Raw genomic sequence first — 24,522 nt, 5'->3', positions numbered from 1 at the left:
AGATCGCCTTCCAGACCAACCTGCTCGCGCTGAACGCGGGCGTGGAGGCCGCGCGGGCCGGTGAGGCCGGCCGCGGCTTCGCGGTCGTGGCTCAGGAAGTACGGGCCTTGGCCCAACGTTCGGCCGAGGCGGCCAAGGAGATCAAGTCGCTGATCACCCTGTCGACCAATCACGTCACGACGGGCGTCGAACTGGTCGGCCAGACGGGCAAGGCGCTGGAAAGCATCGTGGCCAAGGTCATCGACGTCAGCGGGATCGTCAGCGAGATCGCGGCCTCGGCGCGCGAACAGGCCACCGGCCTGGGCGAGGTCAATGTCGCCGTGAACCAGATGGACCAGGTGACGCAACAGAACGCCGCCATGGTCGAGGAAGCCACCGCCGCCAGCCACAGCCTGGCGACCGAGGCCGACGACCTGGCCCGCCTGATGAGCCAGTTCAAGGTCAGCGAAGCGGCCTCGCGGGCGCTGGCCGCCTAGCGGTCGGTTTGGTCGATGAGCTTGCCGAGCTGGGCGACGGTTCCGGCCTGCATCGGGTTGTAGACGATCATCCCGAGATCAGGTCGACCGTCGACGGCGAAGGCGGAATATTCGAAGGCGACCTCGCCGAGCAGCGGATGCCGCAGCCGCTTTACGCCGCCGTGGTGATCGCCGACATCGTTGGCGGCCCACAGGGCGGCGAACTCGGGGCTGCTCCGGCTCAGCTCCTCGACCAGGGCGGCGGCGGCCGCCTCGGCGCCCGCGCCGGCGCGGGCTACGTCCACTCGGAACGCGGCCACCACGAAGCGGGCCACGGCCGCCCAGTCGAAATTCGCGGCGCGGGACCGGGGATGGCGGAAGATCCGGCGCAGAATGTTGCGGTCCTCGGGAGCCGCGGCGCCGTAGTCCCCGAAGACGACCGTGGCGGCGCGGTTCCAGGCGACGACGTCCCACGTCAGGGTCTTGATCATCGCCGGGCTGGGGTCCAGCGCGTCCAGCACGCGCTGAAGACGGGGCGAGACGTCCAGGGTCTCGCGATAACGTGGCTCTGGCGCGCGACCCAAGCCCAGGAGGAACAGGTGCTCGCGCTCGACGTCGGTCAGCATCAGGGCCCGAGCGATACGGTCCAGCACGTCGGCGGACGGCGCGCCGCCGCGGCCCTGCTCCAGCCAGGTGTACCAGGTGGCGCTGATGTGGGCGCGCTGGGCGACCTCCTCCCGCCGAAGGCCGGGCGTGCGTCGCCGCGCGCCGGCGAAGCCCAGGGCAATGGGGTCCAACCGGGCGCGGCGGTCGCGCAGATAGGCGCCTAATCGGTTTTCGCTCGTGAGCGGCGCGTTCAAGCTGTTAGCCCTTATACCTGTATAAAGTCACTACTTTAACAGGATAAATCTAGCGGCCAGGATCTCCGCGTAAATATCGGAGATCGTTCTCATGCGTGTTTTCGTCACCGGCGCCACGGGGTTCGTCGGATCGGCCGTCGTTCAGGAGTTGCTCGCGCACGGCCACCAGGTTCTAGGTCTGGCGCGTTCGGATGATGGCGCGGCGGCCCTGAAGGCGGCCGGCGCCGAGGTCGTTCGTGGCGTTCTGGAGGACGCCGACGCCCTTTCCCGCGCCGCCGCCTCGGCCGACGGCGTGATCCACACCGCGTTCAACCACGACTTCTCGCGGTTCGCGGAAAGCTGCGACCTGGATCGGCGAGCGATCGAGGCCCTGGGCGAAGGCTTGGCGGGATCCGACAAGCCGCTGCTGGTCACCTCCGGCACGGCGCGGCTGGCCGCGGGTCGGGCGGCGCTCGAAACCGATCTGCCGGTCGAGGGGCCGGGCCTGCCGCGCGTTTCCGAAGCGACCGCCGCCAACCTGCTGAGCAAGGGCGTCCGCGCCTCGACCGTGCGCCTCGCGCCCTCGACCCACGGGGCGGGCGACCACGGCTTCGTGCCGATGCTGATCGACATCGCCCGCCGAACGGGGGTCTCGGCCTATATCGGCGACGGCGAGAACCGCTGGTCGGGCGTGCATCGCCTGGACGCGGCCAAGGTCTACCGCCTGGCGCTCGAGCGCGGGGTCGGCGGCGAGCGTTATCATGCGGTCGCCGAGGACGGCGTGGCGTTCCGCGACATCGCCGCCGCCATCGGGCGAGGCTTGAACCTTCCGGTCGAGAGCCGCCCGGCCGAGCACTTCGGCTGGTTCGCCCTGTTCGCCGGCATGGACGCCCTGACCTCCAGCGCCTGGACTCGCGAGGCCCTGGGCTGGACCCCGACCGGTCCGGGCCTGATCGAAGACATCGAGACGGCGGGCTACTTCTAGACCTTCAGATCCGCCGTGACCGGGGCGTGGTCGCTGGGCCGCTCCCATTCGCGAACGTCGTCGTGGACGCGGGATGAGACCCTGCCGTCCACGACCGCCGCGTCCCGCAGCCCGGGGCTGGCCAGGATGTGGTCCAGCCGCAGGCCGCGGTTGGACTTGCGGAAGTCGGCGGCGCGGTAGCTCCACCAGCTGAACAGCTTCTCCGGCTCGGGCGTCGCCAGGCGCGGCAGGTCCAGCAGGTCCATCGACTTGATCATCGCGTCGAAGGCCTCGAGCTCGGCCGGGGTGTGGCTGACGATCTTAAGCATCTGGCGGTGGCTCCAGACGTCGTTCTCGCCGGGCGCGATGTTCAGGTCGCCGGTGACGATCAGCGGATCCTTGGGATTCCGCTTCTTCAGCGCGGCCGTCAGGGTCTCGTAGAAATCCAGCTTGTGGTCGAATTTCGGATTGGCGACGCGATCGGGCAGGTCGCCGCCGGCCGGGATGTAGAAGTTCTGGATCTCGACCCCCGCCACCTTGACCGCCACGCAGCGCGCGTGGCCCTCGCGGCAGTTCATCAGGGTCGGGACGTCCTCGATCGGCAGGCGCGAGGCGATCGCCACGCCGTGCCAGCCCTTCTGGCCGGCGATCTTCAGGTGCGGCAGGCCCATGGCCTCGAAGGCCTCGCGCGGGAACTCGCCGTCCTGGCACTTGATCTCCTGCATGCACAGGACGTCCGGCGCCTGCTCATCGACGAAGCGGGCGGCCTGTTCGGCGCGCAGGCGGACGGAATTGACGTTCCAGGTGGCGATACGAAGGCGCATGGACCGGCTTTAGGGTGTTTGCCCCGCCCTGAAAAGAAAAACGCCCCCGGCCATCGTATGGCCGGGGGCGAAAGTCAGGTCTCTCATGCCGCCGCCGGGAGGGGATAGAATCCGGCACGGTTCGCGAAGAGCGGGTCGGTCGCTCATCGCCATGCGTGTTAAATATGCCACGTCCAAATTTTTAGTCAAGTGCGACGCAGGTTGATTCTTGCATGTTGTGAGAATGTCACAAAACGGCCTAGGGGCGGCCTACCTTCGGACGAGGGTCGGTGAGGACGAACAGCTTGGGGTCGAGTCCAGAGGCCGGGCCGAAGTCGGCCAAGCGCACGCGGATCTGGCCGCCCTTGATGTCGGTGACGGTCCAGCCCATCAGGGCGACCGGCCCATCCGAGAAATCCAGAGCGATCTTGCCCAGCGCCTGGCGCTTGGCGTCCTGAGCCACGATCGTGAAGCCGTCGGCCAGGCGTCGCACGTCGGTGATGACCACGCCGCGATCCAGCCGGACCTCGCGGGCCAGCAACAGGTTCAGCGGCGTCTTGCTGAGCGGATAGCTCTCATAGGTCTTCAGCCGGCTGTCCCAGATGTTGACATTGTTGCCATTCGACACGACCAGCAGGCCGGCGGGCGCGTCATAGGCGAACCGCGCCTTGCCCGGCCGCTGAAGGTAGAAGGTCCCTTGGGTGCGGGTTCCCCGCGCGTCGGTCTGAACGAAGCGGCCCTTGGCCGAACCCAGCCCCTGGACATAGGCGGTGGCCTTGTCGAGCAGCGCCTTCTGCTCGGCGTTCAGGACGGCCGGCGCCGGCGCGGCGTTCTGGGCCAGGGCCGGAGAGGCGCCCATAGCCGAGGAGAGTGCGGCCGTCAGCGCGGCCGCGAGGAAGAAACGGCGAGTGGTCATGCGAACTCCTTAGAGCGTGGCAGCCAAAAGTGTGAGCGGTTTTGGCGTCTGCCACGCTCTAAACTCTTGAATATAGAGCCTGTTTATCCGTGTCCGGTGGAACATCGGAAACGGACAGGCTCTACCCGCAACCTTGGCCCGCGCGAAGGCCGCCGCGAGGCCATTTTCCGGCGCGCCGATGAAGCGCCATTCAGGTTGGGAGCGGGAGAACGTTCGGCAATGGGCCCAGGTTGCCATTCTTCCTCCGACTTCCCGGCGAATGCCGGGGCCCAGTTCGTATGGCTCTGAGGCTCGTGCAAGAACGCCCGCGACCTTCCGGAAATCGCGGGCGTCTTGGCGTCTGGACCCCGGCATTCGCCGGGGAGATCGGGATAATTTTACAGCGCCGGCGGCGGCGGGGCCAGGATCTCGCGCTTGCCGGCGTGGTTGGCCGGTCCCACCACGCCTTCCTTCTCCATCCGCTCCATCAGCGAGGCGGCGCGGTTGTAGCCGATCTGCAGACGACGCTGGATGTAGCTGGTCGAGGCCTTGCGGTCGCGGGTGACCACGGCCACGGCGTGATCGTAGAGGTCGTTCGAACCGCCCTCGCCGCCGAACGCCGCCTCGATGGCCTCTTCTTGCTCTTCGTCGCCGCCGGCGGTGACCTCCTCGAGGTACTGGGGCACACCCTGGTCACGCAGGAACTTGGCCACGGCCTCGACCTCGCCGTCGCTGACGAACGGGCCGTGCAGGCGGGTGATGCGGCCGCCGCCGGCCATGTAGAGCATGTCGCCTTGGCCCAGCAGCTGTTCGGCGCCCTGCTCGCCCAGGATGGTGCGGGCGTCGATCTTGCTGGTGACCTGGAAGCTGATCCGGGTCGGGAAGTTGGCCTTGATCGTGCCGGTGATGACGTCGACCGACGGACGCTGGGTGGCCATGATCAGGTGGATGCCAGCGGCGCGGGCCATCTGGGCCAGGCGCTGCACGGCGCCTTCGATGTCCTTGCCGGCCACCATCATCAAGTCGGCGACCTCGTCGATGACCACGACCAGATAGGGCATGGCCTCGGGGCGGATCTGCTCGGTCTCGTAGATCGGGCGACCGGCGTCATCGAACCCCGTTTGAACCGTCCGTTCAAAATGTTCGCCCTTGGCCAGGGCCTCGTTGGCCTTCTCATTGTAGCCGGCGATGTTGCGCACGCCGATCTTGGACATCCGGCGATAGCGGTCCTCCATCTCGCGGACCGTCCACTTCAGCGCCACGACGGCCTTCTTCGGATCGGTCACGACGGGGGCCAGGAGGTGCGGGATGCCGTCATAGACCGACAGTTCCAGCATCTTGGGATCGACCATGATGAAGCGGCACTTCTCGGGCGGCAGCTTGTACAGGATCGACAGGATCATGGCGTTGACGCCGACCGACTTGCCCGAGCCGGTGGTGCCGGCGATCAAGAGGTGAGGCATCTTGGCCAGGTCGGCGACATAGGGCTCGCCGCCGATCGTCTCGCCCAGCGCCATGGGCAGGATCTGGCTGGCCTTCTCGTAGTCGGCGCTGGACAGCAGGTCGCGCAGATAGACGGTCTCGCGACGGGAGTTGGGCATTTCGATGCCGATGGCGTTGCGGCCCTGGGCCACGGCCACGCGGCACGAGATCACGCTCATCGAGCGGGCGATGTCGTCGGCCAGGGCCACGACGCGGGCGGTCTTGACGCCGGGCGCCGGCACCAGCTCGTACATGGTCACGACCGGACCGGGACGGATCTGATCGATCTGGCCCTTCACGCCGAACTCGGCCAGCACGCTTTCCAGCAGGCGGGCGTTCTGGCGCAGGGCCGCGGCGTCGACCTCGGCCGAGCGCGGCTTGGACTTGGCCAGCATGGCCAGCTCGGGCAGCTGGAAGCCGCCGTCGCCTTCGAAGTCGAAGGCCTTCTGTTGTTCACGGGCTTCGCGGCCCGACTCCTTGGGCGCGACCTTCGGCTTGGCGATCGCCATCGGGCGAGCGTCCAGCGAGTCCTCGAAATCGTCCTCGTCGTCCTGGACGGCGGGCGGCGGGGTGTAGGCGCGCTCTGGCGCGACCGGCGCCGGTGCGGCGGCGATGGCGGTGGCGTCGTCCTCGTCGTCCAGCGGCGGCAGTCGGCCGGCGCGCTTGGGCGCCTCGGCCTTCTCCTTCTTGGCGCGCGGGGCCTTGGCCGGAGCGGCCTTGGCGGGTGCGGGCTCCTGGCGCGGACGAGGCCGCAGGGCCGCCTGGATCACCTCGGGGTCGATGTCGCGGACGCCGATCGCGAAGCCCAGGGCGAAGACGGCGGCGATCGCGAACAGCACGGCGGCGATCACGGTCGCGCCGGGGATGTGGGCGAAGCGCAACGTGCCGGCCACGCCGTGCAGCAGGGCCTCGCCCCAGAAACCGCCCAGCCCCTTCTCCAGCTGCCAGATGGCCGGCGGCGGCGGCGCGGCCAGAACGGCGGCCAGGGCCAGCAAGCCTACCGCGCCGACCATGGCGCGCTGGCGCATCGACTTGCGCTCGGTGTCCGGATCGGCCTGGGCCACGCGGGTGACGCCGAACACCAGCATCAGCAGAGCAACCCCCCAGGCCGCCAGGCCCAGGGACTGCATCAAGAGGTCGGAGATCGTCGCGCCGACGCTTCCCAGCGCGTTGCGGGCCGGTTCGCCGCTCGCGGCGTTCAGGCTGGGATCGGTGGCGTTGTAGGTGGCGATGGCCAGCAGCAGCACCGCGCCGAGCACGGTGACCACCCCGCCCCGGAACCGGGCGGTCCAGGGCTGGACCCAGCCGTAACGGATCGCGTCCCAAAGGAGCTCCGTCGGGGATCGCCGCGCCGCTCGCGCCATGAAAGTCTCCGAACTCAAAACGTATCTCGCGACCCGTCAGAATGGGTCGAACCAACATGTTTTGGCCGAAGAGGGTTAAGAGGCGTTTACGACGTTCGTCAGGATTTTGTTCAGGAGGGGGGCGGCGCCCGCCTTATGCGGAAGCCCACACCTCGTCGCCTTCCTCGCCCTTGTGGCGAGGACCATGGTTCAGAGCGCGCCGAACGATCAGGATGCGCGACCACGCGGGCGGCGTCCTCTCCGACCCCGATCACCAAGCCAAACCCTGGATCCTCGCCACAAGGGCGAGGAAGGCGGGGCTCTAGGGCGAGGAATCTCCGGAAGCCGAGTTCTTAAGCCGCCTCGAACGCGACCGGTCCGCCCCAGAAGCTCTGGACCAGGCCGTTCTGCGGGCCTGGCGTGCCGGTCGTCAGGAAAACGCGGCCGCCCCCCTGCCCCGGATCGTATTCCGGGTGGCGTTCCAGATAGAGCTCCAGGGCGTCCGCGGTGGCTTCCGGCTGCTGGATCAGCGGCGTGCCGGCCGGCAGGGCGGCGCGGAAGATGTCGGCGATGATTTCGTAGTGGGTGCAGCCCAGCACGACGCGGTCGGGATAGCGGCCGATGCGGGTCTTCAGCGCCTCGACATGGCCTTCGACCGCCTTGGCGAGATCCACGGCCGAGGCGTCGCCCTCGATCAGCGGCACCAGCTCGGGGCAGGCCTCGGAGAACACGGCCAGATCCTGCTTGCGCTTGTCGATCTCGATCTCGTAGACGCGCGAGCGCACCGTGGCCTGGGTGGCGAAGACGCCCAGGATGTCCAGCTGCTCGACCTTCTCGCCGCGCCGCTCGGCCTCGTGCTCCCACGGCAGGCCCGTGGCCTTCTCGATGGTCGGCACGATGATGCCCAGGATGTTGACCGGACGACCCAGCGTCTTGCGGTAGCTGGGCAGCCAGGTCTGCTGCAGCCGTCGCAGGGCGATGGCCGAGGCGGTGTTGCAGGCCAGGACGACCAGGCTGGCGCCGCGCTCGAACAGGCGCTCGCAGCCGGCCTTGGTCAGGTCGACGATCTCCTCGCCGGTCTTGACGCCATAGGGGGCGTTGGCCTGGTCGGCCAGATAGGTGAAGTCCGCCTGGGGCAGACGCTGCACGAGGGCGCGGTGGACCGTCAGGCCGCCCACGCCGGAGTCGAAGACGCCGATCATGAGCCCAGCTTTAGCGCTCCCGGCGGGCGCCGTCACGTAGGCCGGCCGCACGAAAGGTTACAGTCCTGTCATGTGACGGTTCGGAAGCCTTGCCCTACGGTCGACATCAAACATCCACCGGAGATCCTCCGTGCAACGTCGTACGTTCCTTGCCTCCGCGGCCGCCACCGGGGTTGCCGCCGCCCTCAGCCCCAGCGTGTCCATGGCCCAAGCGTCCAATCCCCTGCTCCAGAAGTGGACCGGCCCCTATGGCGGCGTGCCGGCCTTCGACAAGGTCAAGGTCGAGCAGTTCAAGCCGGCGCTCGAAGCGGCCATGGCCAAGAACCTGGCCGAGATCGACGCGATCACCGCCAACAAGGCCGCGCCGACCTTCGAGAACACCATCGCGGCGCTGGAAGACGCCGGCCGGACGCTGAACAGCGTCTCGACCTACTATTACATTTGGGGCTCGAACATGAGCACGCCGGACTTCCAGAAGGTCGAGGAGGAGATGGATCCCAAGCTCTCGGCCCACTACGACAAGGTCAACCAGAACGCCGCGCTCTTCGCCCGCATCGAGGCGGTCTACAACTCGCCGGACAAGGCCAAGCTGACGCCCGAGCAGCAGCGGGTCCTGTGGATCTACTACACCAACTTCGTGCGCTCCGGCGCCAAGCTGAGCCCTGAAGCCAAGGCGCGGGTCGGCGCCATCAACACCGAGCTGGCCGGGCTCTACACCAAGTTCAGCCAGAACCTGCTGGCTGACGAGAATACCTGGATCGAGCTTTCGCCGGCCGATCTCGTGGGCCTGCCGGAGGGGCTCAAGGCCGCCGCCGCCTCCAACGCGGAGTCGCGCAAGCTGCCCGGCAAGTTCATCGTCGTGAACACCCGCTCCAGCGTCGACCCGTTCCTGACCGAGTCCCCGGTCCGTTCGGCGCGCGAGAAGGTCTGGCGGGCCTTCGTCAATCGCGGCGACAACGGCGGCGCGACGGACAACAACGCCATCATCTCCAAGATCCTGAAGCTGCGGGCCGAGCGCGCCAAGCTCTTGGGCTACAAGACCCACGCCCACTGGCGCCTTGAGGACTCGATGGCCAAGACGCCCGAGAACGCCATGGGCCTGATGGAGGCGGTCTGGACGCCGGCCATCGCCCAGGTCGCCATCGACGTCGCCGATATGCAGGCGATCATCGACAAGGAAGGGGGCGGCTTCAAGCTGGAGCCCTGGGACTACCGGTACTACGCCGAGAAGGTCCGCAAGGCGAAGTACGACCTCGATATGAACGAGGTGAAGCCCTACCTGCAGCTGGACAAGCTGCGCGAAGGCATGTTCTGGGCCTCGGGCCAGCTCTACGGCTTTGAATTCAAGAAGCTTTCCGGCATCCCCGTCTATCACGAGGACATCACCGTCTATGAGGTGACGCGTGGCGGCAAGCACGTCGGCCTGTGGTACTTCGACCCCTATGCGCGCCCTGGCAAACGCTCGGGCGCCTGGATGAACGCCTACCGCACCCAGGAGCGGTTCAAGGGCGAGATCACCACGATCGTCTCGAACAACTCCAACTTCATCAAGGGCAAGCCCGGCGAGCCCCTGCTGATCTCGTGGGACGACGCCGTCACCCTGTTCCACGAATTCGGCCACGCCATCCATGGCCTGAACGCCAACGCCACCTATCCGTCGGTGTCGGGCACGGCCGTGGCGCGCGACTATGTCGAGTTCCCCAGCCAGCTGAACGAGCACTGGCTCTCGACGCCGCAGGTGCTGAACCAGTTCGCCCTGCACTATCAGACCGGCAAGCCGATCCCGAAGGCTCTGGTCGACAAGATCGAGGCGGCCGACAAGTTCGGCGAGGGCTTCGGCACGACCGAGTACCTGGCCTCGGCCCTGATCGACATGAAGCTGCACCTGGCCGGCGACGCCGACATCGATCCGGACAAGTTCGAGCGCGACGAGCTGGCCAAGCTGAACATGCCCAAGGAGATCGTCATGCGGCACCGCACGCCGCAGTTCGGCCACGTCTTCTCCGGCGACGGGTATTCGGCCGGCTACTACAGCTATCTGTGGGCCGACACCCTGACCGCCGACGCCGCCGAGGCCTTCCAGGAGGCGCCGGGCGGCTTCTACGACAAGGCCGTCGCCAAGCGCCTCTACGAGGACATCATGTCCAAGGGCAACACCATCGATCCGGTCGAGCAGTTCCGCGCCTTCCGCGGCCGCGACGTCAAGATCGGCGCCCTGATGCGCAAGCGCGGCTTCCCCGTGCCGGCGGGGGCGTAAGCGATCTCCCTCTCCCCCTGCGGGAGAGGGTGGCCCACCGGGCCGGGTGAGGGGTTGAAAACCAGGACCGCCGCGACAGCCTGACCGCCGTCGCGGCGGTTTTCGTTCGCGCGACCCCTCATCCGTCAGCTTCGCTGACACCTTCTCCCGCAAGGGGAGAAGGGCTAGATATCGGCGGGGGCTGAAGGAGTTTCGATGGCCGCGTCCAAGTCCGTCCTGCCCGCCCTCGCCCTCTCCCTGATCGCCTCGACTGGGGCCCTGGCGCAGGCCGTTCCGCCGCCGACCGTCGACCTCGGCCAGGCGCCCGCGCAGGACGAGAGCGCGGTGGTCGCCGAGCTGACCGTGGTCGCCAAGCCGCCGGGCCCCGCCGTCTGGCTGGTCGAGAAGGACGGCGCCAAGCTCTACATCCTTGGCTCGGCCCCGCCCCTGCCCCATCAGCTGAAATGGTCCAGCCCGCGGCTGGAAAAGGCGCTGGACAAGGCCAGCCTCGTGCTGGTCCCGCCCGAGGCCTCGGTCGGCGTCACCCAGATCGCCAGCTTCGTGCTGCGGTTTGGCGCTGGCCTGCGCCAACCTCTGGGCAAGTCGCTGGAGCCCCAGCTGCCGCCGGACCTGAGGGCCCGGTTCGTGGAGGCGCGGACCCAGGCCCGCAAAGGGCCGGGCGAATACAAGAACTGGAGGCCAGCCGTGGCGGGCTTCCTGTTGCTGTCGGACTTCCGTCAGGCGGCAGGCCTCTCCGAAGCGAAGCCGGTCAGCACGGTCCAGCGCATGGCCAAGGCTCGCAAGCTCAAGGTCAAGGCGGTCGGCCAATACCGGATGAGCGCGGTGACGACCATCGCCTCCAAGCTCTCGCCCGAGGACCAGCTCTACTGTCTGCGCGTGGCGCTGGACGAGATCGCCTATGACGGCGCGCATTCGACGACGATCGGCCAGGACTGGGCCGAAGGCGACCTTGGCTCCGTTCGCGCTCGCTACCGCGCCAGCGCCGCTCAGCGCTGCCTGATCCACGCGCCCGGCGGCGCCGAGCTGCTGGAGAAGGGCCTAGTCCTGACGACGGAAGCCATGACCGAGGCGCTGAAGCGGCCCGGCGTCACCGTGGCGGTGGTGGACCTTGGCTTCCTGCTGCCCGCCAACGGTGTGCTCGACCGCCTGAAGGCGAACGGCGCGACGATCACCTCGCCGGTCGAATAACGGCGCTCGCCGGCTTGACGGCTGGGTCTCGAAACCGTCAGCCTCCGCCCGCCTTTCGGGAGGGAGCTAGGGCATGAGAATGACGATGATGGCGGCCGCCGGCCTGACCGTGCTGGCCGCCGGCGTGGCCCAGGCCGAGGTGGTCGACGCCCAGCCGAACGGCTTCGAGGTCAGGCGCGAGGTGGTGGCGAACGCGCCGGCCGCGACGGTCTGGAATGTACTGGTCCGGCCCTCGAAATGGTGGGCGTCGTCTCATACCTGGTCGGGTTCCGCCGCGAACCTGTCGCTGGCCCCGGCGTCCGGCGGCTGCTTCTGCGAGCGGCTGCCGAACGGGGGATCGGTGCTGCACATGACCACGGTCAACGCCACGCCGGGCCAGAAGCTGGTGCTGTCTGGAGGGCTTGGGCCCTTGCAGACCTCGGGCGCGACGGGCGCGCTGGCCTTTGTCCTCGCGGAGAAGGACGGCAAGACGACGGTGACGGTCACCTATGACGTCGGCGGCTATGTGAAGGGTGGGCTCGATAAATGGGCCGGCCCTGTCGACGGGATGATCGGCCAGCAGGTCGCGGGTTTGAAAGCGGCGGTGGAGGGGAAGTAATTTCCCTCTCCCCTTGCGGGAGAGGGTGGCCGCCGGAGGCGGACGGGTGAGGGGTCTCAGACAAGGAAACGCCGCGACAGCCATTCAGCCGGTCGCGGCGTCAGACGTTTATCAACCCCTCATCCGACCCTTCGGGCCACCTTCTCCCGCAAGGGGAGAAGGAAGGAGCCCTAAACTCAGCCCACGTCGGCCAGGTCGCTGTCGCCGCTGGCGCCCAGCAGGGCCATCTGCAGGCGCGAGCGGTCGCGGCGGGCCGCTTCCAGGGCGCCCTCGGCCAGGGCGTTTTCCGAGGTGAGGCGTTCGATCGTGGCCTGCAGTTCGGACACCTTGTCCTCGTGCTCGCGACGGATCTGGTCCTGGGCTTCCTGCATGGCGTCCAGGCGGGCGCGCAGTTGCTGGGCGCGCTCCTCGGCGCGCTTGAGCGCCTTGTCCTGGGCGACGGCGCTCTTGGCCAGCTGGTCGGCGCGCTCGATGGCGGTGGCGCGGGCGGTGTCGACGCCAGCGTGGCGCTGACGCAGGCTTTCGGCCTCTTCCTCCAGGGCGCGGATGCGTTCCAGGGCGCGCTCCAGGGCGACATTGAGGTCGCCGGCGCGGCGCTCGACGGCCTTCTGGTGGGCGCTGGACTCGGCCAGACGAGCCGAGAGCTGGGTGTTCATCTCTTCCAGCTTGTCGGCGCGGCCCGTGGCGGTCTCGAGACGGGTCTGCAGGGCCGAGATCTCGGCGCGGCTGGCCTCGACCTGGCTTTCCAGGCCGCGGACGATGCGACCGCTGTCGGTCTGGTGGGCGGCCAGGGCGTTTTCGAGCGCCTGGACGCGGGCGCGCTCGGCGGCGATCTGGGCTTCTAGGTCGGTCTCGATGCGCGACAGGCGGGCCAGGTCGAGGCCCGCTTGATCGACGCGCTTCTTGAGCGTGGCGGCTTCCTCGCCCAGCAGGGCGTTTTCCTGATTGGCGCGGGCCAGGGCGGCCTCGGCGTCGCCGCGACGGGTGTCGATGTCCTGGGCCTGGGCGCGCAGACCCTCGACGTCCTGCACCAGGTGCTCGATGCGGGCGTTGGCGTCGCGCAGGGAGGCGTCGAGGTTCGAGACCTTCAGGTCCGACTGCAGCAGGGCGTTGCGCAGGCGGTCGATCTCGAGGGCGTTGTCCTCGAGGGTCACGTCCTGGCTCTGACGGCGGGCTTCGGACTCGCCGAGGGCGGTTTCGGCGGCGGCCAGACGGGCGCTGACTTCGCGCTCCTCGGCCTGGATCTGGGCGATCTGGCGCTGGGCCTGGTCGAAGTTGGCGCGCAGGGCGATCAGCTCGGCGTGCTCGGCGCGGCGAGCTTCGAACTCCTGGCCGACGGGACCGCGGATCTCGGCGATCAACGGCTCGATGGCCTTCAGGTGCTCCATGACCCGGCCGATGCTGTCGAGGCCGCCGTGGATGGTCTCGTAGCGCTGACCGATCGCCTGGGTGGACTCGATCTGGTGAAGCATCGCCTCGCTGCGGTCGTCCGTGAGGACGGCCGGCTTGGCGTTCTTCTCCCGAGAGGTCTTCGACAGCAGTCTCATCTCGCCCACCTTCGCCCCATGTGGGCCCGACGCGCTCCTGAAGGAACGACGGCGGACGCCGCGAATCTCTTACCCAGAGGTTAACAACTTAGTTCACGGACAAGATGAATGTCGAGTAGGCCTAGCCGCGACCGGGCGTCGCGGACCCCGCTCAAACGCCCCATTTCTGGGGATTGGCGGCGGACTCGGCGGCCATCACCCGACCGACGGCGTTCACCACGGCCGCGATCCTCAGCGAGGCCTGGATCTGGATCGGCGCCGCGCCCCGTTCGCGCAGCTCGGCCTCGTGGGCGTCGAGGCACGCGCCGCAGCCATTGATGGCCGACACCGCCACGCACCAGAGCTCGTAGTCGACCGCGGACACGCTGGGCCGCGACAGCCGGTTCATCCGAAGGCGCGACGGCAGGTCCCGGTAGTCGGGCGCGGTCATCAGGTGCAGGGCGCGGAAATAGACGTTGTTCATCGCCATGATCGCGGCGGCGGTTCTGGCGGCGTCAAAGCCCTCGGCCGTAAGGCCCCCCGCCTGGGCGGCGGCCGCGATGGCCCGGAGGGTCGAAGGCTCGCCGACCGCGTGAGCGCTGGCGACGAAACAGCCCCACTTGGCCTGGTCCGAGAGCACGGTTTCCTGGACGAGAACCGAGAGGTTCGTGGCGATGTCCCGCGCATAGGCCGGCAGGCGCAAGGCTTCGATCGACATGGGCGGCTCCGAACGTGGCGGCCGCCGCATAGCATTGTCCGGGGACGGCGTCCCGGTCCGCCGGGAGGGGGGTGAGCGGACCGGGACCAAGGCTGGGCGCTTCAGGGCGGTGGGGGAGATCCCCGAAGCCTTTCGCCATGACTGATGGGTACGCCTTGCTCTCGAAGTTATCCAATCGATAGTTTTTTGATTTCCGATAGAGAGCACCTATATTCTCCGGATGCTGCCGACCCTGCGCCAACTGCAATATCTGAAGCTGCTGTCCGAGCATGGCTCGTTCAGCCGGGCGGCCGAGAATGCTCACGTCACCCAGCCGACCCTGTCGGCCGGCATCCAGGAGCTGGAAAAGATCCTGGGCGCGCCCGTCGTCGACCGTGCGCGTTCGGGCGTGATCCTGACCGCCGCCGGCCAGGAGGCCGTGCGTCGCGCCGAGGATATTCTCGCGAGGGCCGAAGACCTGGTGCAGGCCGCCCGCGGCGCCGGCCAGCCGCTGTCGGGGCGGTTCCGCCTGGGCGTGATCCCGACGGTGGCGCCCTACCTGCTGCCGCGCGCCCTGCCCGTCCTGCGCGATCGCTTTCCCAAGCTGAAGCTGTTCCTGCGCGAGGACCTGACCCAGCGGCTGATCGGGGCGCTGAAGTCGGGGGCGCTGGACGCGGCCCTGATCGCCCTGCCCTACGACATGTCCGGCCTGGACTGGGCCCATGTCGAGGACGACGAGCTGCTGGCCGCCGCCCCCGCCAACCATCCGATGGCCGCCTCGATCCGGGTCGATCCCGACAGCCTGCGCGGCGATGACCTGATCCTGCTCGAGGACGGCCACTGCCTGCGCGACCACGCCTTGGCCGCCTGCGGCCTGGAGCCGCCGAAAGGCGTCGGCGAGGAAGAGAGCTTCGCGGCCACCTCCCTGCCGACCCTGGTGCAGATGATCGGCTCGGGCCTGGGCGTTTCGTTCCTGCCGGCCATGGCGGTGCAAGCCGGGCTGACCGACAAGGCCGCCGTCACCGTGCGACCTCTGGCGACCGAGCATCCCAGCCGCGAGATCGTGGTGGCCTGGCGCTCGGGCTCCAGCCGCTCGGTGGAGGGCCGCCTGCTGGCCGAGACCCTGCGCGAGGCGGTCTGACCTTAGGCCGTGTGGGCGATCGGTCCGTCCGCGCGCCCTTCCACGAACTGGCGCACATAGGGGTTGTCGGTCGTCCGCAGCTCGGCGGCCGGGCCGCGCCAGACGATCTTGCCGCCGTGCAGCATGGCGATCTCGTCGCCGATGGTCTGGGCCGAGGCCAAGTCGTGGGTGATCGAGATGGCGGTCGAGCCCAGCCGGCGCACCTGATGCGAGATCAGCTCGTTGATCGCCGCCGCGGTGATCGGGTCGAGGCCGGTGGTCGGCTCGTCGAAGAACAGGATCTCGGGCCGCGCGACGACGGCCCGCGCCAGGCCGGCCCGCTTCTGCATGCCGCCCGACAGCTCCGATGGAAAGCGGTCGGCGACGGCGGGGTCCAGGCGCACCTGCTCCAGGGCCTCGATCGCGCGTTCGCGAGCCTGCTTGCGCGGCACGCCGTCGGCGTTCAGCAGGCGGAAGGCCACGTTCTCCCAGATGCTCAGGCTGTCGAACAGGGCCGCGCCCTGGAACAGCACGCCGATCCGCGAGAACAGCTTGCGGCGCTGGCTTTCCGACAGTCCCACGATGTTCTCGCCGTCCAGTTCGATCTGGCCGGCCTCGGGCCGCATCAGGCCAAGCGCGGTCTTGATGGTCACCGACTTGCCCTGGCCCGAGCCGCCGATGATCACCAGCGAGCGGCCAGGCGCCACCGACAGGTCCAGGCCGTCCAGGACCGCCCGGTCGCCAAAGCGCTTGGTGACGCCCTTCCAGGCCAGTTTCGGGGTCTCTGTCATGACATATGGGTGAAGAAGGTGGTCAGGAGGTAGTCCGAGGCGAAGATCAGGATCGCCGAGGACACCACGGCGTGGGTCGTGGCCCGGCCGACGCCGCGCGCCCCGCCCGAGGCGTTGTAGCCGTGGTAGCAGCCCATCAGCGCCACGATGAAGCCGAACACCGCGGCCTTGATCAGGCCGGACACGATGTCCCAGCTTTCGAGGAAGTCGATGGTGTTGCGGATGTAGACGGTCGGGTTGAACTCCAGCACCCGCGTCGCCACCAGCCAGCCGCCGGCGACGCCGATCGTGTCGGCCACGGCGGTCAGCAGGGGCAGCATTAGCACGCCGGCCAGCAGGCGCGGTCCGACCAGGTAGCGGAAGGGGTCCGTCGAGAGGGTCCGCATGGCGTCGATCTGCTCGGTCGCGCGCATCGCGCCGATCTCGGCGGCGATCGCGGCCGAGACCCGCCCGGCCAGCATCAAGGCGGCCAGCACGGGGCCCAGCTCGCGGGTGATGCCCAGGGCCACGATCTGCGGCATCACCTGCTCGGCGTTGAAGCGCCCGCCGCCGGTGAAGATGTTCAGCGCCAGGGCCGCGCCGGTGAAGACGGCGGTCAGGCCGACCACGGGCAATGAGAAGAACCCGATCGCCATGAACTGCCGCAGCAGTTGGCCCGGAAACCAGGGCGGGCTCAGCGCCGCTGCCGTTCCGCGCGCGGCGAAGACGCCGACCGACCCGACCATGCGGACGGCGGCCAGGGTCGAGCGACCCAGCGCCTGGATGGGATTGACGGCGACCTTCCGGGCCGCCTCGCCCGCCGTCATCTCAGTAGCTCTCGGCCGGCTGCGAGGCCGACGGCGCGGGCGCCGCTTCGCTGGCCCCGCCGGAGCCGCCGCCCTGCGGACGGATCACCGAGCCGATCAGGCCGAAGATGTCGACGGCGCCTTGAGTGTTCTCGATTTCGCCGCCGGGCTTCAGGTCCTCCAGCGACGCGCCGGGGGCGATGGCGATATGGGCGCCGCCCAGCAGGCCGTCGCTGGTGATCTTGGCCGTCGAGTCGGCCGGCAGCTTCACGGTCGGGTCGATGCTGAGCTTGGCGACCGCCAGATAGGTCTTGGGCTCGAGGGTGACCTGCGAGACGGTGCCGACCTTGACCCCGGCGACGCTGACCGCCGCGCCCGGGGCCAGCGAGCCGGCCTCGCCGAACTTGGCGCTGATCTCGTAGGCGCCGCGCTTGGTCGAGACGCCGCCCACGCTGAGGGAATAGGTCAGGAAGCCGCCGGCGAGAGCCAGGACCACCAAGCCCATGGCCGTCTCGGCCCACTGTTCGCGCAACGCCATGTCTTATCCGTCCTCGAACGCCCCCCGCCGCTTAGCGGCCCTTGGCGCTCTGCCCCTTTTGAAGTTGATTGATCAGCACGTCGATGTTGCCGCCGGCGTTGTCGATCGTCGAGACGAAGTCCTGCTGCTGGGTGATGGCCAGCCAGACGCCCTTGAACTGCACGTCGACGACCTTCCAGGTCTGGCCGCCGCCCAGCACGCGCCAGGCCACCGGCAGGGGCTGGCTGATCTGGCCGCCCGAGATGGTGGTGTTGACGATCACGTCGCCGGGCTTGCGCACGACCGAGCCGGTGACCTTCAGGACCTCGCCCTTATAGTCGTCGATACGGTCCTGATAGACGTTCTCGGCGTAGGTGCGGAACGCCGGCGCGAAGCGGGCGCGCTGGTCCGGCGTGATGGTGCGGGCGTACTTGCCCAGCACGAAGTTGGTGATGCGCGGCACGTCGGCCAGTTCGTCCACCGCCTGGTGGAAGATCTGCTTCTTCTGGGCGTCGCTCATGCCCTTGTTGGCCAGCACCGAAATGACGCGCTGGGCCTTGGTCTGGACGAAGGCCTCGGCGCCCGGATCGCGGGCTTGCTGGGCCATGGCGGGCACGCTGATCGCGACGGCGCCGAAGAAAGCCAAAAGCGCGGCGTTGGCGCCGCGCCGGGTGGTGGACAGAGTCATGATCTTACCAATCGCTATGGATTCGGCGTCGCCGGCGGCGCGGAAGCGTCAGGCGGCGGCGCGTCGAAATCGGGCAGGTCTTCGGCTTCGCCGGTGGCCTGCCGGATGAAGGCTTCGCGGTACTGGCCATAGGCCGAACGGACCGTGACGTACGGGTCCGAGGAGTCCTTCAACGCATGGAAGGCCGGATCGGCCTGCGTGCGGACATCCACGATGGTGACGCCCAGGCGGGCCTTGCCGAAGTCGGTGCTGATCCCGCCGGCCACGGCGCCGACGGGGTCGGTCGCGATGTCCAGCGCCCGGCCGACGCCGTCGCGGACATTCAGCGGACCCATCAGCGGCACGTAAATATAGGCCCCGGGGCCCGCGCCATAATAGCCCAAGGTCTGGCCGAAGTCGGAATCGCGACGCGGCAGGTGCATCTTCGACGCCACGTCGAACAGGCCCAGCACGCCCACCGTCGAATTGACGACAAAGCGCGTGGTCGAGCGCATGGCGCGCTTGGGCTTGCCCTGCAGCACCATGTTGATGACGGTGTTGGGCTCGCCAAGATTGTAGACGGCCGAACTGACGCGGTCGCGGACCGGCTTGGGGGTCACGGCCATGTAGCCGTGGGCGATCGGCGCCAGCAGCACCTTGTCCAGGCCCATGCCGAGCTTGAAGGCGCCGCGGTTGAAGCCTTCGAGCGGATCGTTGGCGGAGACGCTTCCAGCGGGAGCGGGCGCCTGATGGGCGGCGTGAGCGGCCGGCGCGAGGGCCAGAAGGCCGGCGGCCACGGTCAGTCCGGCGGCGGTCATGCGCCGGCCGGCCGCCTTGCGGCGCGCGCTCTGGTCCAGGTGGCTCAAGCTCATGCTCCTGCTTCTCACACGCGCAATGTATTCACGTCGTCATCCGTATCAAGATTGAAGGCGACTATTTCGCTCGCGACCCCGTTTCCTCCAGGTCGATTAAGGCCCCACTGAGGCCGACAAGTCGCACTGGTTGCTCCTCGCGGACCCTCGCGTCCTGATTTTAGGCCGACTTTCGACGGATGATTCGCGTAACGTTTTAGATATATCGGAAATAGCTCTTGACCACGAACGATTCCGATATATCTGTAAATCCGATATAACGAAACGGAGTCGAAAGACATGTTTGGACGACATCATCACCACCACCGGGGCCGCTGGGACGGCCATGGCGACGAGCACCACGGCCGTCATCCCTTCGGTTTCCACGGCGGTCATCCGGGCCGCGGCCGCGGCGGGCGCATGGGGCGGTTCTTCGACCACGGCGACCTGCGCTTCGTGGTCCTCAAGCTGATCGCCGACAAGCCCAGCCACGGCTACGAGCTGATCAAGGCCATCGAGGCCGCGGCTGGCGGCGCCTATAGCCCCAGCCCGGGCGTAGTCTATCCGACCCTGACCCTGCTGGAGGAGCTGGGCTACGTCACCGCCAGCGACGCGGGCGGCGGCAAGAAGCTCTATACGATCACCGCCGAGGGCGAGGCTTTTCTCGCCAGCAACGACGCCCCGGTACGCTCGCTGTTCGAGCGCATGGCCGAGGCGGCGTCCGCCAGCGCGGCGTTCTCGCCGCAGATCCTGCGAGCCCGCGAGAACCTGAAGACGGCCCTGCGGCTCAAGCTGCACGGCGGCCAGCTGACGGCCGAGCAGATCGCCGCGGTGGCCAAGGCGCTGGACGACGCCGCGACCGCCATCGAGTCGATCTGAGGGGAGACGCGCGCATGCAAAGCCACGCCCGCGTCGCCACCGACAAGGCGGCCCGCTACATGACCCAGTTGGCCAAGCACTGGAGCCACAAGTTCGAGGTCGTCTATGACGAGACCTCGGCCCTGTTTCCGCTGCCGCTGGGAACCTGCCACATGACCGCCCACGCCGACGGTCTCGACATCACGCTCGAGGCCGCCGACCTGGAAGGCCTTACCCGCCTCGAGGATGTTGTGGCCAAGCACCTCGACCGCTTCGCCTTCCGCGAAGGCGAGTTGAAATACGGCTGGACCCGCGCCTGGTTCGCCGGCGGCGTTGATCCGGCGGCGATCCGGATCAACGCCGTCCACTGATCTGCTGGATCAGTCCATCAGCCGACGCGTCAGATACACGTACTCCAGCGCCTGCCGCCGAGCCGTCTCGGCCAGGTTGGCGCTGGCGGCGTGGCCGCCGTCGATGTTCTCATAATAGAGCACCGGATAGCCCAGCTCCATCATCCGCGCCGCCGCCTTGCGGGCGTGGGCGGGGTGGACCCGGTCGTCCTTGGTCGAGGTCTCGATGAAGACCTCGGGATAGGTCTTGCCGGCCTTCAGGTTCGAATAGGGGTCGTACTTGGCGATCACCGCCCGCTCGGACGGGATGGCCGGGTCGCCATACTCGCCCACCCATGAGGCCCCGGCCCCGATCTGGCTGTAGCGGATCATGTCGAACAGCGGCACCTGCACGACGACGGCGTTGTAGAGCTCGGGCCGCTGGGTCAAGGCGACGCCCATTAGGAGGCCGCCGTTGCTGCCGCCCATGATCCCCAGGCGCCGGGGCGAGGTGATCTTGCGGGCGATCAGGTCCTGGGAGACGGCGAAGAAGTCGTCATAGACCTTCTGGCGGTTGGCCTTCAGGCCCGCCTCGTGCCAGGCGGGGCCGAACTCGCCGCCGCCGCGGATGTTGGCGACCACATAGGTCCCGCCGCGCTCCAGCCACAGCTTGCCCATCACGCCCGAATAGCCGGGGGTCATGGGCACCTGGAAGCCGCCATAGGCGTAGAGCAGGGTCGGGGCCGACCCGTCGTACTTCACGCCCTTCGGACGCACGACGAAGTAGGGGATCTTCACCCCGTCGGACGAGGTCGCCTCGAACTGCTCGACGACGTGGGTCGAGGCGTCAAAGCGGGCGGGCGAGGCCTTGACCTGCTCCAGCTTGCCCGTAGCCGCGTCGGCCAGCCAGTAGGTGGTCGGGGTCAGGTAGCCGGTGACGGTGAAGAAGATCCGGTCGTCCTTTTCCGACGTCGAGCCCAGGCCGATGCTGGAATTGGCCGGCAGGTCCAGCTTCTGCGACGTCCAACCCTTGGCGCCGTGGCTGAACACCAGGGCCGCGCCCTTGACGTTGTCCAGCAGGCCAACGACCAGCTTGTTGTGGGTCGTCGCCACCGACTCCACCGACTGGCGGGCGGTCGGACGCATCACGAGCGTGGCGGTCGCCTTGTCCGGCGCGGCCTTCAGTTTCGCCAGGTCGAAGCTGATCAGGTCGCCGGTCTTGAAGCCCTTGGCCGGCCAGTCCTGCTCCATCAGCACGATCATCTGCCCGTCGACATAGCCCTGAATCGAGCTTTTCAGCGGCAGGTCCAGCTTCACGGGCTTGGCGCCGTCCAGCAGATAGACCTCGCTTTCAAAGAAGGTCACGCCCCGATGGGCCAGGACCGCGACGACCTTGCCGTCGGCGTCGCGCAGCACGAACGGGCTGACCGAGACGTCGGTCTTCTGGCCGCGATAGACCTCGACCGCCTGGTCCAGGGCCTGGCCGCGCTTCAGCGTCTTCAGGACGTAGGCGTAGCCGGAGTCGGTCAGCTCGCCCGGCGTCCATTCCCGGCCGACCAGCAGGGTGTCCTTGTCCAGCCACGCATAGTTCTGCTTGCCTTCGGGCAGGACGAAGCCGCCGTCGACGAAGGTCTTGGTCGTGGTGTCGAACTCGCGGACCGTCACCGCGTCCTTGCCGCCATTGGACAGGGTGATCAGGCACCGCGTCTCGTCCGGCGGCAGGCAGCCGGCGCCCTTGAACACCCAGTTGGCGTTCTCGGCCTTGGACAGGGCGTCGATGTCGAGGATCGTTTCCCAGGCGGGTTCCGCCGTGCGGTAGCTCTCCAGAGTCGTCTTGCGCCACAGGCCGCGCACGTGGTCGGCGTCCTGCCAGAAGTTGCGCAAGCTGCCGTCGCCCGCGAACGACACGCCCGGCACCCGATCCTTGGCGTTCAGGATCGCCAGGGCCTTGGCCTCAAGGTCGGCGTAGCGGGCGTCGCCCTGCAGCACGCCCAGGCTGCGGGTGTTCTGGGCCTTGGCCCAGTCCAGAGCGCGGGTCCCCTCGATCTCCTCCATCCACAGATACGGATCATCCTTGCCCAGCTCGGACAGCGGCGTGCGGGCTTCGGCGGGCTTGGCGCCGTCGGCGGCGATCGCGGGGGTCAGGGTCATCAGACTCGTGGATGCGAAGAGGGCGAGGAGAAGACGCTTCATCTAGTGATCCATCAGCTGACGCGACAGATAGGTGTAGTGCAGGGCCCAGCGGCGGGCGTTGGCCTTGGGATCGGCGCCGTTGGCGTGGCCGCCGTCGGTGTTCTCGAAATAGAGGTGGTCGACCTTCAGGTCGTCCAGGCGCGCGGCGAACTTGCGGGCGTGGCCTGGATGGACGCGGTCGTCCTTGGTCGAGGTGGTGATGTAGGCCAGCGGGTATTTCACGCCCGCCTTCAGGTTCTGATAGGGGCTGTATTTCTCGATCCAGGCGCGTTCGGCCGGGATGTCGGGGTCGCCATATTCGCCGATCCACGACGCGCCGGCCGGCAGCTGGGTGTAGCGGATCATGTCCAGCAGCGGGCTCTCGACCACCACCGCGTTCCACAGATCTGGGCGCTCGGTCAGGGCCACGCCCATCAAGAGGCCCCCGTTCGAGCGGCCATAGGCGCCGAGATGCCGGGGCGATGTCGCCTTGTCGGCGATCAGCGTCTCGGCCACGGCGAAATAGTCGTCATAGGCGCGCTGGCGGTTGGCCTTCAGCGCCGCCTCGTGCCAGGCCGGGCCGAACTCGCCGCCGCCCCGGATGTTGGCCACGGCGTAGGCGCCGCCGCGCTCCAGCCACAGCTTGCCGACCAGCGGGTCGTAGACCGGCAGCTTGGACAGGTTGAAGCCGCCATAGGCGTGCAGCAAGGTCGGGTTCTGGCCGTTCAGCTTCCAGTCCTTCCGGTGGACCAGGAAGTAGGGGATCTTCGTCCCGTCCTTCGAGGTCGCCGACTTCTGCTCGACGACCAGGTCCTTGGCGTCGAACAGGGCGGGCAGGGCCTTGACGGTCTGGGCGGTGGTCCCCGTGGCGTCGGCCAGCTTGAGCTGGGTGGGCGTCAGGAAGCCCTCCACCGTATAGAAGACGTCGTCGCCCTCGTCGGAGTGCGAGCCCAGCGAGACGGCGGCGTTGTCGATCACCGGCAAGGGCTGGGACGTGACCCCGAACTCGCCGCGCAGCCTCAGGCTGACCAGGCTGCCCCGCACATTGTCATAGACGACGGCCAGCACGCGGTGGTCGGTCACGGCCACCTGGTCGATCGACTGGCGCGGACCGGGCGCCAGCAGCTGGCAGGGATCGCAGTCGTTGCTGATCGCAATTGCGTCGCCGGCCTTGCGGTCCGCCGGCAAGAGCTTGTCGGGTGACACAGCGACCAGCGAACCGGCGGGATAGGTCAGCGGGGTCGCCACGGTCTTGGGCGCCCAAGCCTCCTCGATCTTCAGGATCAGCTTGCCGTCGAGAAGGCCGCGCACGCCGACCTTTTGCGGGATCGGCAGAAGTTTGGCGGTCTGGCCGTCCCAGAGGTAGGTCTCGTCGTGGAAGAAGTCCGTGGCGCGGGTCAGCAGCACCACCCGATTGCCGGCGGCGTCGCGCAGCACGTTGGGGCGCGCCGAGACGTCCGACTTCTGGCCGCGATAGACCTCGACCGCCTGGTCCAGGGCCTGGCCGCGCTTCAGCGTCTTGATCACGAAGCCGTAGCCGCTGTCGGTGGTCGTGCCCGGACCCCAGTCGCGGGTCAGGATCAGGGTGTCGGCGTCCAGCCACTCGATCGTCTGCTTGCTCTCGGGCAGGACGAAGCCGCCCGACGCCGGATCGACGAAGGCCTTGGTCGTCAGGTCGAACTCGCGGACCGTGACGGCGTCCTTGCCGCCGTTGGACAGGTTTACCAGGCACCGGTCGTGGGTCTTGGGCCGGCAGTCGGCGCCTTTCCAGATCCAGTTCTTGCCCTCGGCCGCGGCCAGGGCGTCCAGATCGATCACCGTTTCCCACTGCGGATTGGCCGACGTGTAGGACTCCAGGCTCGTCCGCCGCCAGACGCCGCGCACGTGGGTCTGGTCCTGCCAGAAGTTGAAGACCGTCTTGCCGACGAAGTTCGGCATGGCGATCCGGTCCTTGCTGGCCAGGATCTTCAGCGCGTCGGCCTGCAGGCCGGCGAAGCGCGGATCGGCCGACAGCAGCGGAAGCGTCCTGTCGTTCTGAACCTTCACCCAGGCCAGGGACTCGGGGCTCTCGACGGCCTCCAGGGCCAGGTGGGGATCGGCCTCCTGAGCGGCGGCGCCGGCGGCGAGGGCGGCAAGCACGGCGGCCAGGGCCGCGGCGGAGCAGGTGCGGGACAGGGTCATGG

General features: G+C 68.3%; 22 protein-coding genes. 8 read left to right on the top strand and 14 right to left on the bottom strand.

Annotated elements, in window-relative coordinates; translation table 11 throughout:
- On the top strand, positions 1 to 476 hold a 476-nt coding region (locus tag Q0379_RS21555), incomplete at its 5' end, for a methyl-accepting chemotaxis protein (RefSeq protein WP_299016588.1).
- On the opposite strand, the gene Q0379_RS21550 is transcribed toward Q0379_RS21555, so the two are convergent.
- The gene (locus Q0379_RS21550; RefSeq protein ID WP_299016584.1) at positions 473 to 1,315 is read right to left on the bottom strand and encodes a helix-turn-helix transcriptional regulator; all 843 of its coding nucleotides are present in this window, start codon (positions 1,313 to 1,315) and stop codon (positions 473 to 475) included. The two genes, Q0379_RS21555 and Q0379_RS21550, sit on opposite strands and share 4 nt — an antisense overlap.
- Before the next feature lie 91 nt (positions 1,316 to 1,406).
- On the opposite strand from Q0379_RS21550, the gene Q0379_RS21545 reads away from it, so the two are divergent.
- Positions 1,407 to 2,279, top strand: coding sequence for an SDR family oxidoreductase (locus Q0379_RS21545; protein ID WP_299016582.1), 873 nt, complete (start codon positions 1,407 to 1,409; stop codon positions 2,277 to 2,279).
- Here Q0379_RS21545 and xth read toward each other — a convergent pair.
- From xth to murI, 4 genes are all read right to left on the bottom strand, one after another.
- Positions 2,276 to 3,082 (bottom strand): exodeoxyribonuclease III, encoded by an 807-nt coding sequence (gene xth, locus Q0379_RS21540; RefSeq protein WP_299016580.1) that lies wholly within the window; start codon positions 3,080 to 3,082, stop codon positions 2,276 to 2,278. The two genes, Q0379_RS21545 and xth, sit on opposite strands and share 4 nt — an antisense overlap.
- A 238-nt stretch (positions 3,083 to 3,320) precedes the next feature.
- Entirely contained in the window at positions 3,321 to 3,977 is a 657-nt protein-coding gene (locus Q0379_RS21535) for an outer-membrane lipoprotein carrier protein LolA (RefSeq protein WP_299016578.1), read from the bottom strand.
- Positions 3,978 to 4,354: 377 nt separating this feature from the next.
- Positions 4,355 to 6,820: a DNA translocase FtsK gene (locus tag Q0379_RS21530; RefSeq protein ID WP_299016576.1), complete on the bottom strand. Its 2,466-nt coding sequence runs from the start codon at positions 6,818 to 6,820 to the stop codon at positions 4,355 to 4,357.
- 314 nt (positions 6,821 to 7,134) lie between these two features.
- Entirely contained in the window at positions 7,135 to 7,983 is an 849-nt protein-coding gene (gene murI, locus Q0379_RS21525; RefSeq protein ID WP_299016574.1) for a glutamate racemase, read from the bottom strand.
- A 130-nt stretch (positions 7,984 to 8,113) separates the two neighbouring features.
- Here murI and Q0379_RS21520 point away from each other — a divergent pair, with 130 nt between their 5' ends.
- From Q0379_RS21520 to Q0379_RS21510, 3 genes are all read left to right on the top strand, one after another.
- Positions 8,114 to 10,240 (top strand): M3 family metallopeptidase, encoded by a 2,127-nt coding sequence (locus Q0379_RS21520; protein WP_299016572.1) that lies wholly within the window; start codon positions 8,114 to 8,116, stop codon positions 10,238 to 10,240.
- A gap of 195 nt (positions 10,241 to 10,435) precedes the next feature.
- Entirely contained in the window at positions 10,436 to 11,428 is a 993-nt protein-coding gene (locus Q0379_RS21515; protein ID WP_299016571.1) for a TraB/GumN family protein, read from the top strand.
- Positions 11,429 to 11,507: 79 nt separating this feature from the next.
- Positions 11,508 to 12,026, top strand: coding sequence for an SRPBCC family protein (locus tag Q0379_RS21510; RefSeq protein ID WP_299016590.1), 519 nt, complete (start codon positions 11,508 to 11,510; stop codon positions 12,024 to 12,026).
- Positions 12,027 to 12,202: 176 nt separating this feature from the next.
- Here Q0379_RS21510 and creS read toward each other — a convergent pair whose 3' ends face one another.
- Together creS and Q0379_RS21500 are read right to left on the bottom strand one after the other, a co-directional pair.
- Positions 12,203 to 13,573 (bottom strand): crescentin, encoded by a 1,371-nt coding sequence (gene creS, locus Q0379_RS21505; protein ID WP_299016568.1) that lies wholly within the window; start codon positions 13,571 to 13,573, stop codon positions 12,203 to 12,205.
- Positions 13,574 to 13,724: 151 nt separating this feature from the next.
- On the bottom strand, positions 13,725 to 14,270 hold the full coding sequence (locus Q0379_RS21500; RefSeq protein ID WP_299016565.1) for a carboxymuconolactone decarboxylase family protein: 546 nt from the start codon (positions 14,268 to 14,270) through the stop codon (positions 13,725 to 13,727).
- A 220-nt stretch (positions 14,271 to 14,490) separates the two neighbouring features.
- On the opposite strand from Q0379_RS21500, the gene Q0379_RS21495 reads away from it, so the two are divergent.
- Complete coding sequence (locus Q0379_RS21495) at positions 14,491 to 15,390, top strand: hydrogen peroxide-inducible genes activator (RefSeq protein ID WP_299016563.1); 900 nt, start codon at positions 14,491 to 14,493, stop codon at positions 15,388 to 15,390.
- Between the two features lie 2 nt (positions 15,391 to 15,392).
- Here Q0379_RS21495 and Q0379_RS21490 read toward each other — a convergent pair whose 3' ends face one another.
- Genes Q0379_RS21490 through Q0379_RS21470 form a run of 5 tightly spaced genes read right to left on the bottom strand, consistent with a single transcriptional unit; the run spans position 15,393 to position 19,001 of the window.
- Positions 15,393 to 16,160 carry an ABC transporter ATP-binding protein gene (locus Q0379_RS21490; RefSeq protein WP_299016561.1) on the bottom strand — a complete coding sequence of 256 codons (768 nt, stop codon included), beginning with the start codon at positions 16,158 to 16,160 and terminating at the stop codon, positions 15,393 to 15,395.
- The gene (locus tag Q0379_RS21485; protein WP_299016559.1) at positions 16,157 to 16,966 is read right to left on the bottom strand and encodes an ABC transporter permease; all 810 of its coding nucleotides are present in this window, start codon (positions 16,964 to 16,966) and stop codon (positions 16,157 to 16,159) included. Before Q0379_RS21485 ends, Q0379_RS21490 begins: the two co-directional genes overlap by 4 nt.
- 1 nt (position 16,967) lies before the next feature.
- Positions 16,968 to 17,483, bottom strand: a complete 516-nt coding sequence (gene mlaD, locus Q0379_RS21480) for an outer membrane lipid asymmetry maintenance protein MlaD (protein ID WP_299016557.1) — start codon at positions 17,481 to 17,483, stop codon at positions 16,968 to 16,970.
- A 31-nt stretch (positions 17,484 to 17,514) separates the two neighbouring features.
- Positions 17,515 to 18,150 (bottom strand): ABC transporter substrate-binding protein, encoded by a 636-nt coding sequence (locus Q0379_RS21475; RefSeq protein WP_299016555.1) that lies wholly within the window; start codon positions 18,148 to 18,150, stop codon positions 17,515 to 17,517.
- Between the two features lie 14 nt (positions 18,151 to 18,164).
- On the bottom strand, positions 18,165 to 19,001 hold the full coding sequence (locus tag Q0379_RS21470) for an MlaA family lipoprotein (RefSeq protein WP_299016553.1): 837 nt from the start codon (positions 18,999 to 19,001) through the stop codon (positions 18,165 to 18,167).
- 279 nt (positions 19,002 to 19,280) lie between these two features.
- On the opposite strand from Q0379_RS21470, the gene Q0379_RS21465 reads away from it, so the two are divergent.
- Positions 19,281 to 19,859 carry a PadR family transcriptional regulator gene (locus tag Q0379_RS21465; RefSeq protein ID WP_299016551.1) on the top strand — a complete coding sequence of 193 codons (579 nt, stop codon included), beginning with the start codon at positions 19,281 to 19,283 and terminating at the stop codon, positions 19,857 to 19,859.
- Positions 19,860 to 19,873: 14 nt separating this feature from the next.
- The gene (locus tag Q0379_RS21460; protein ID WP_299016549.1) at positions 19,874 to 20,209 is read left to right on the top strand and encodes a DUF2218 domain-containing protein; all 336 of its coding nucleotides are present in this window, start codon (positions 19,874 to 19,876) and stop codon (positions 20,207 to 20,209) included.
- 9 nt (positions 20,210 to 20,218) lie between these two features.
- Here Q0379_RS21460 and Q0379_RS21455 read toward each other — a convergent pair whose 3' ends face one another.
- Positions 20,219 to 22,360, bottom strand: a complete 2,142-nt coding sequence (locus Q0379_RS21455; RefSeq protein WP_299016547.1) for a prolyl oligopeptidase family protein — start codon at positions 22,358 to 22,360, stop codon at positions 20,219 to 20,221.
- Positions 22,361 to 24,520, bottom strand: a complete 2,160-nt coding sequence (locus Q0379_RS21450) for a prolyl oligopeptidase family protein (RefSeq protein WP_299016545.1) — start codon at positions 24,518 to 24,520, stop codon at positions 22,361 to 22,363.
- Positions 24,521 to 24,522 lie beyond the last annotated feature (2 nt).

The organism is uncultured Caulobacter sp., assembly GCF_937900395.1.
GTDB lineage: Bacteria > Pseudomonadota > Alphaproteobacteria > Caulobacterales > Caulobacteraceae > Caulobacter.
The sequence above is the reverse complement of the archived record's forward strand: the minus strand, read 5'-3'. Positions and strand labels throughout refer to the sequence as shown.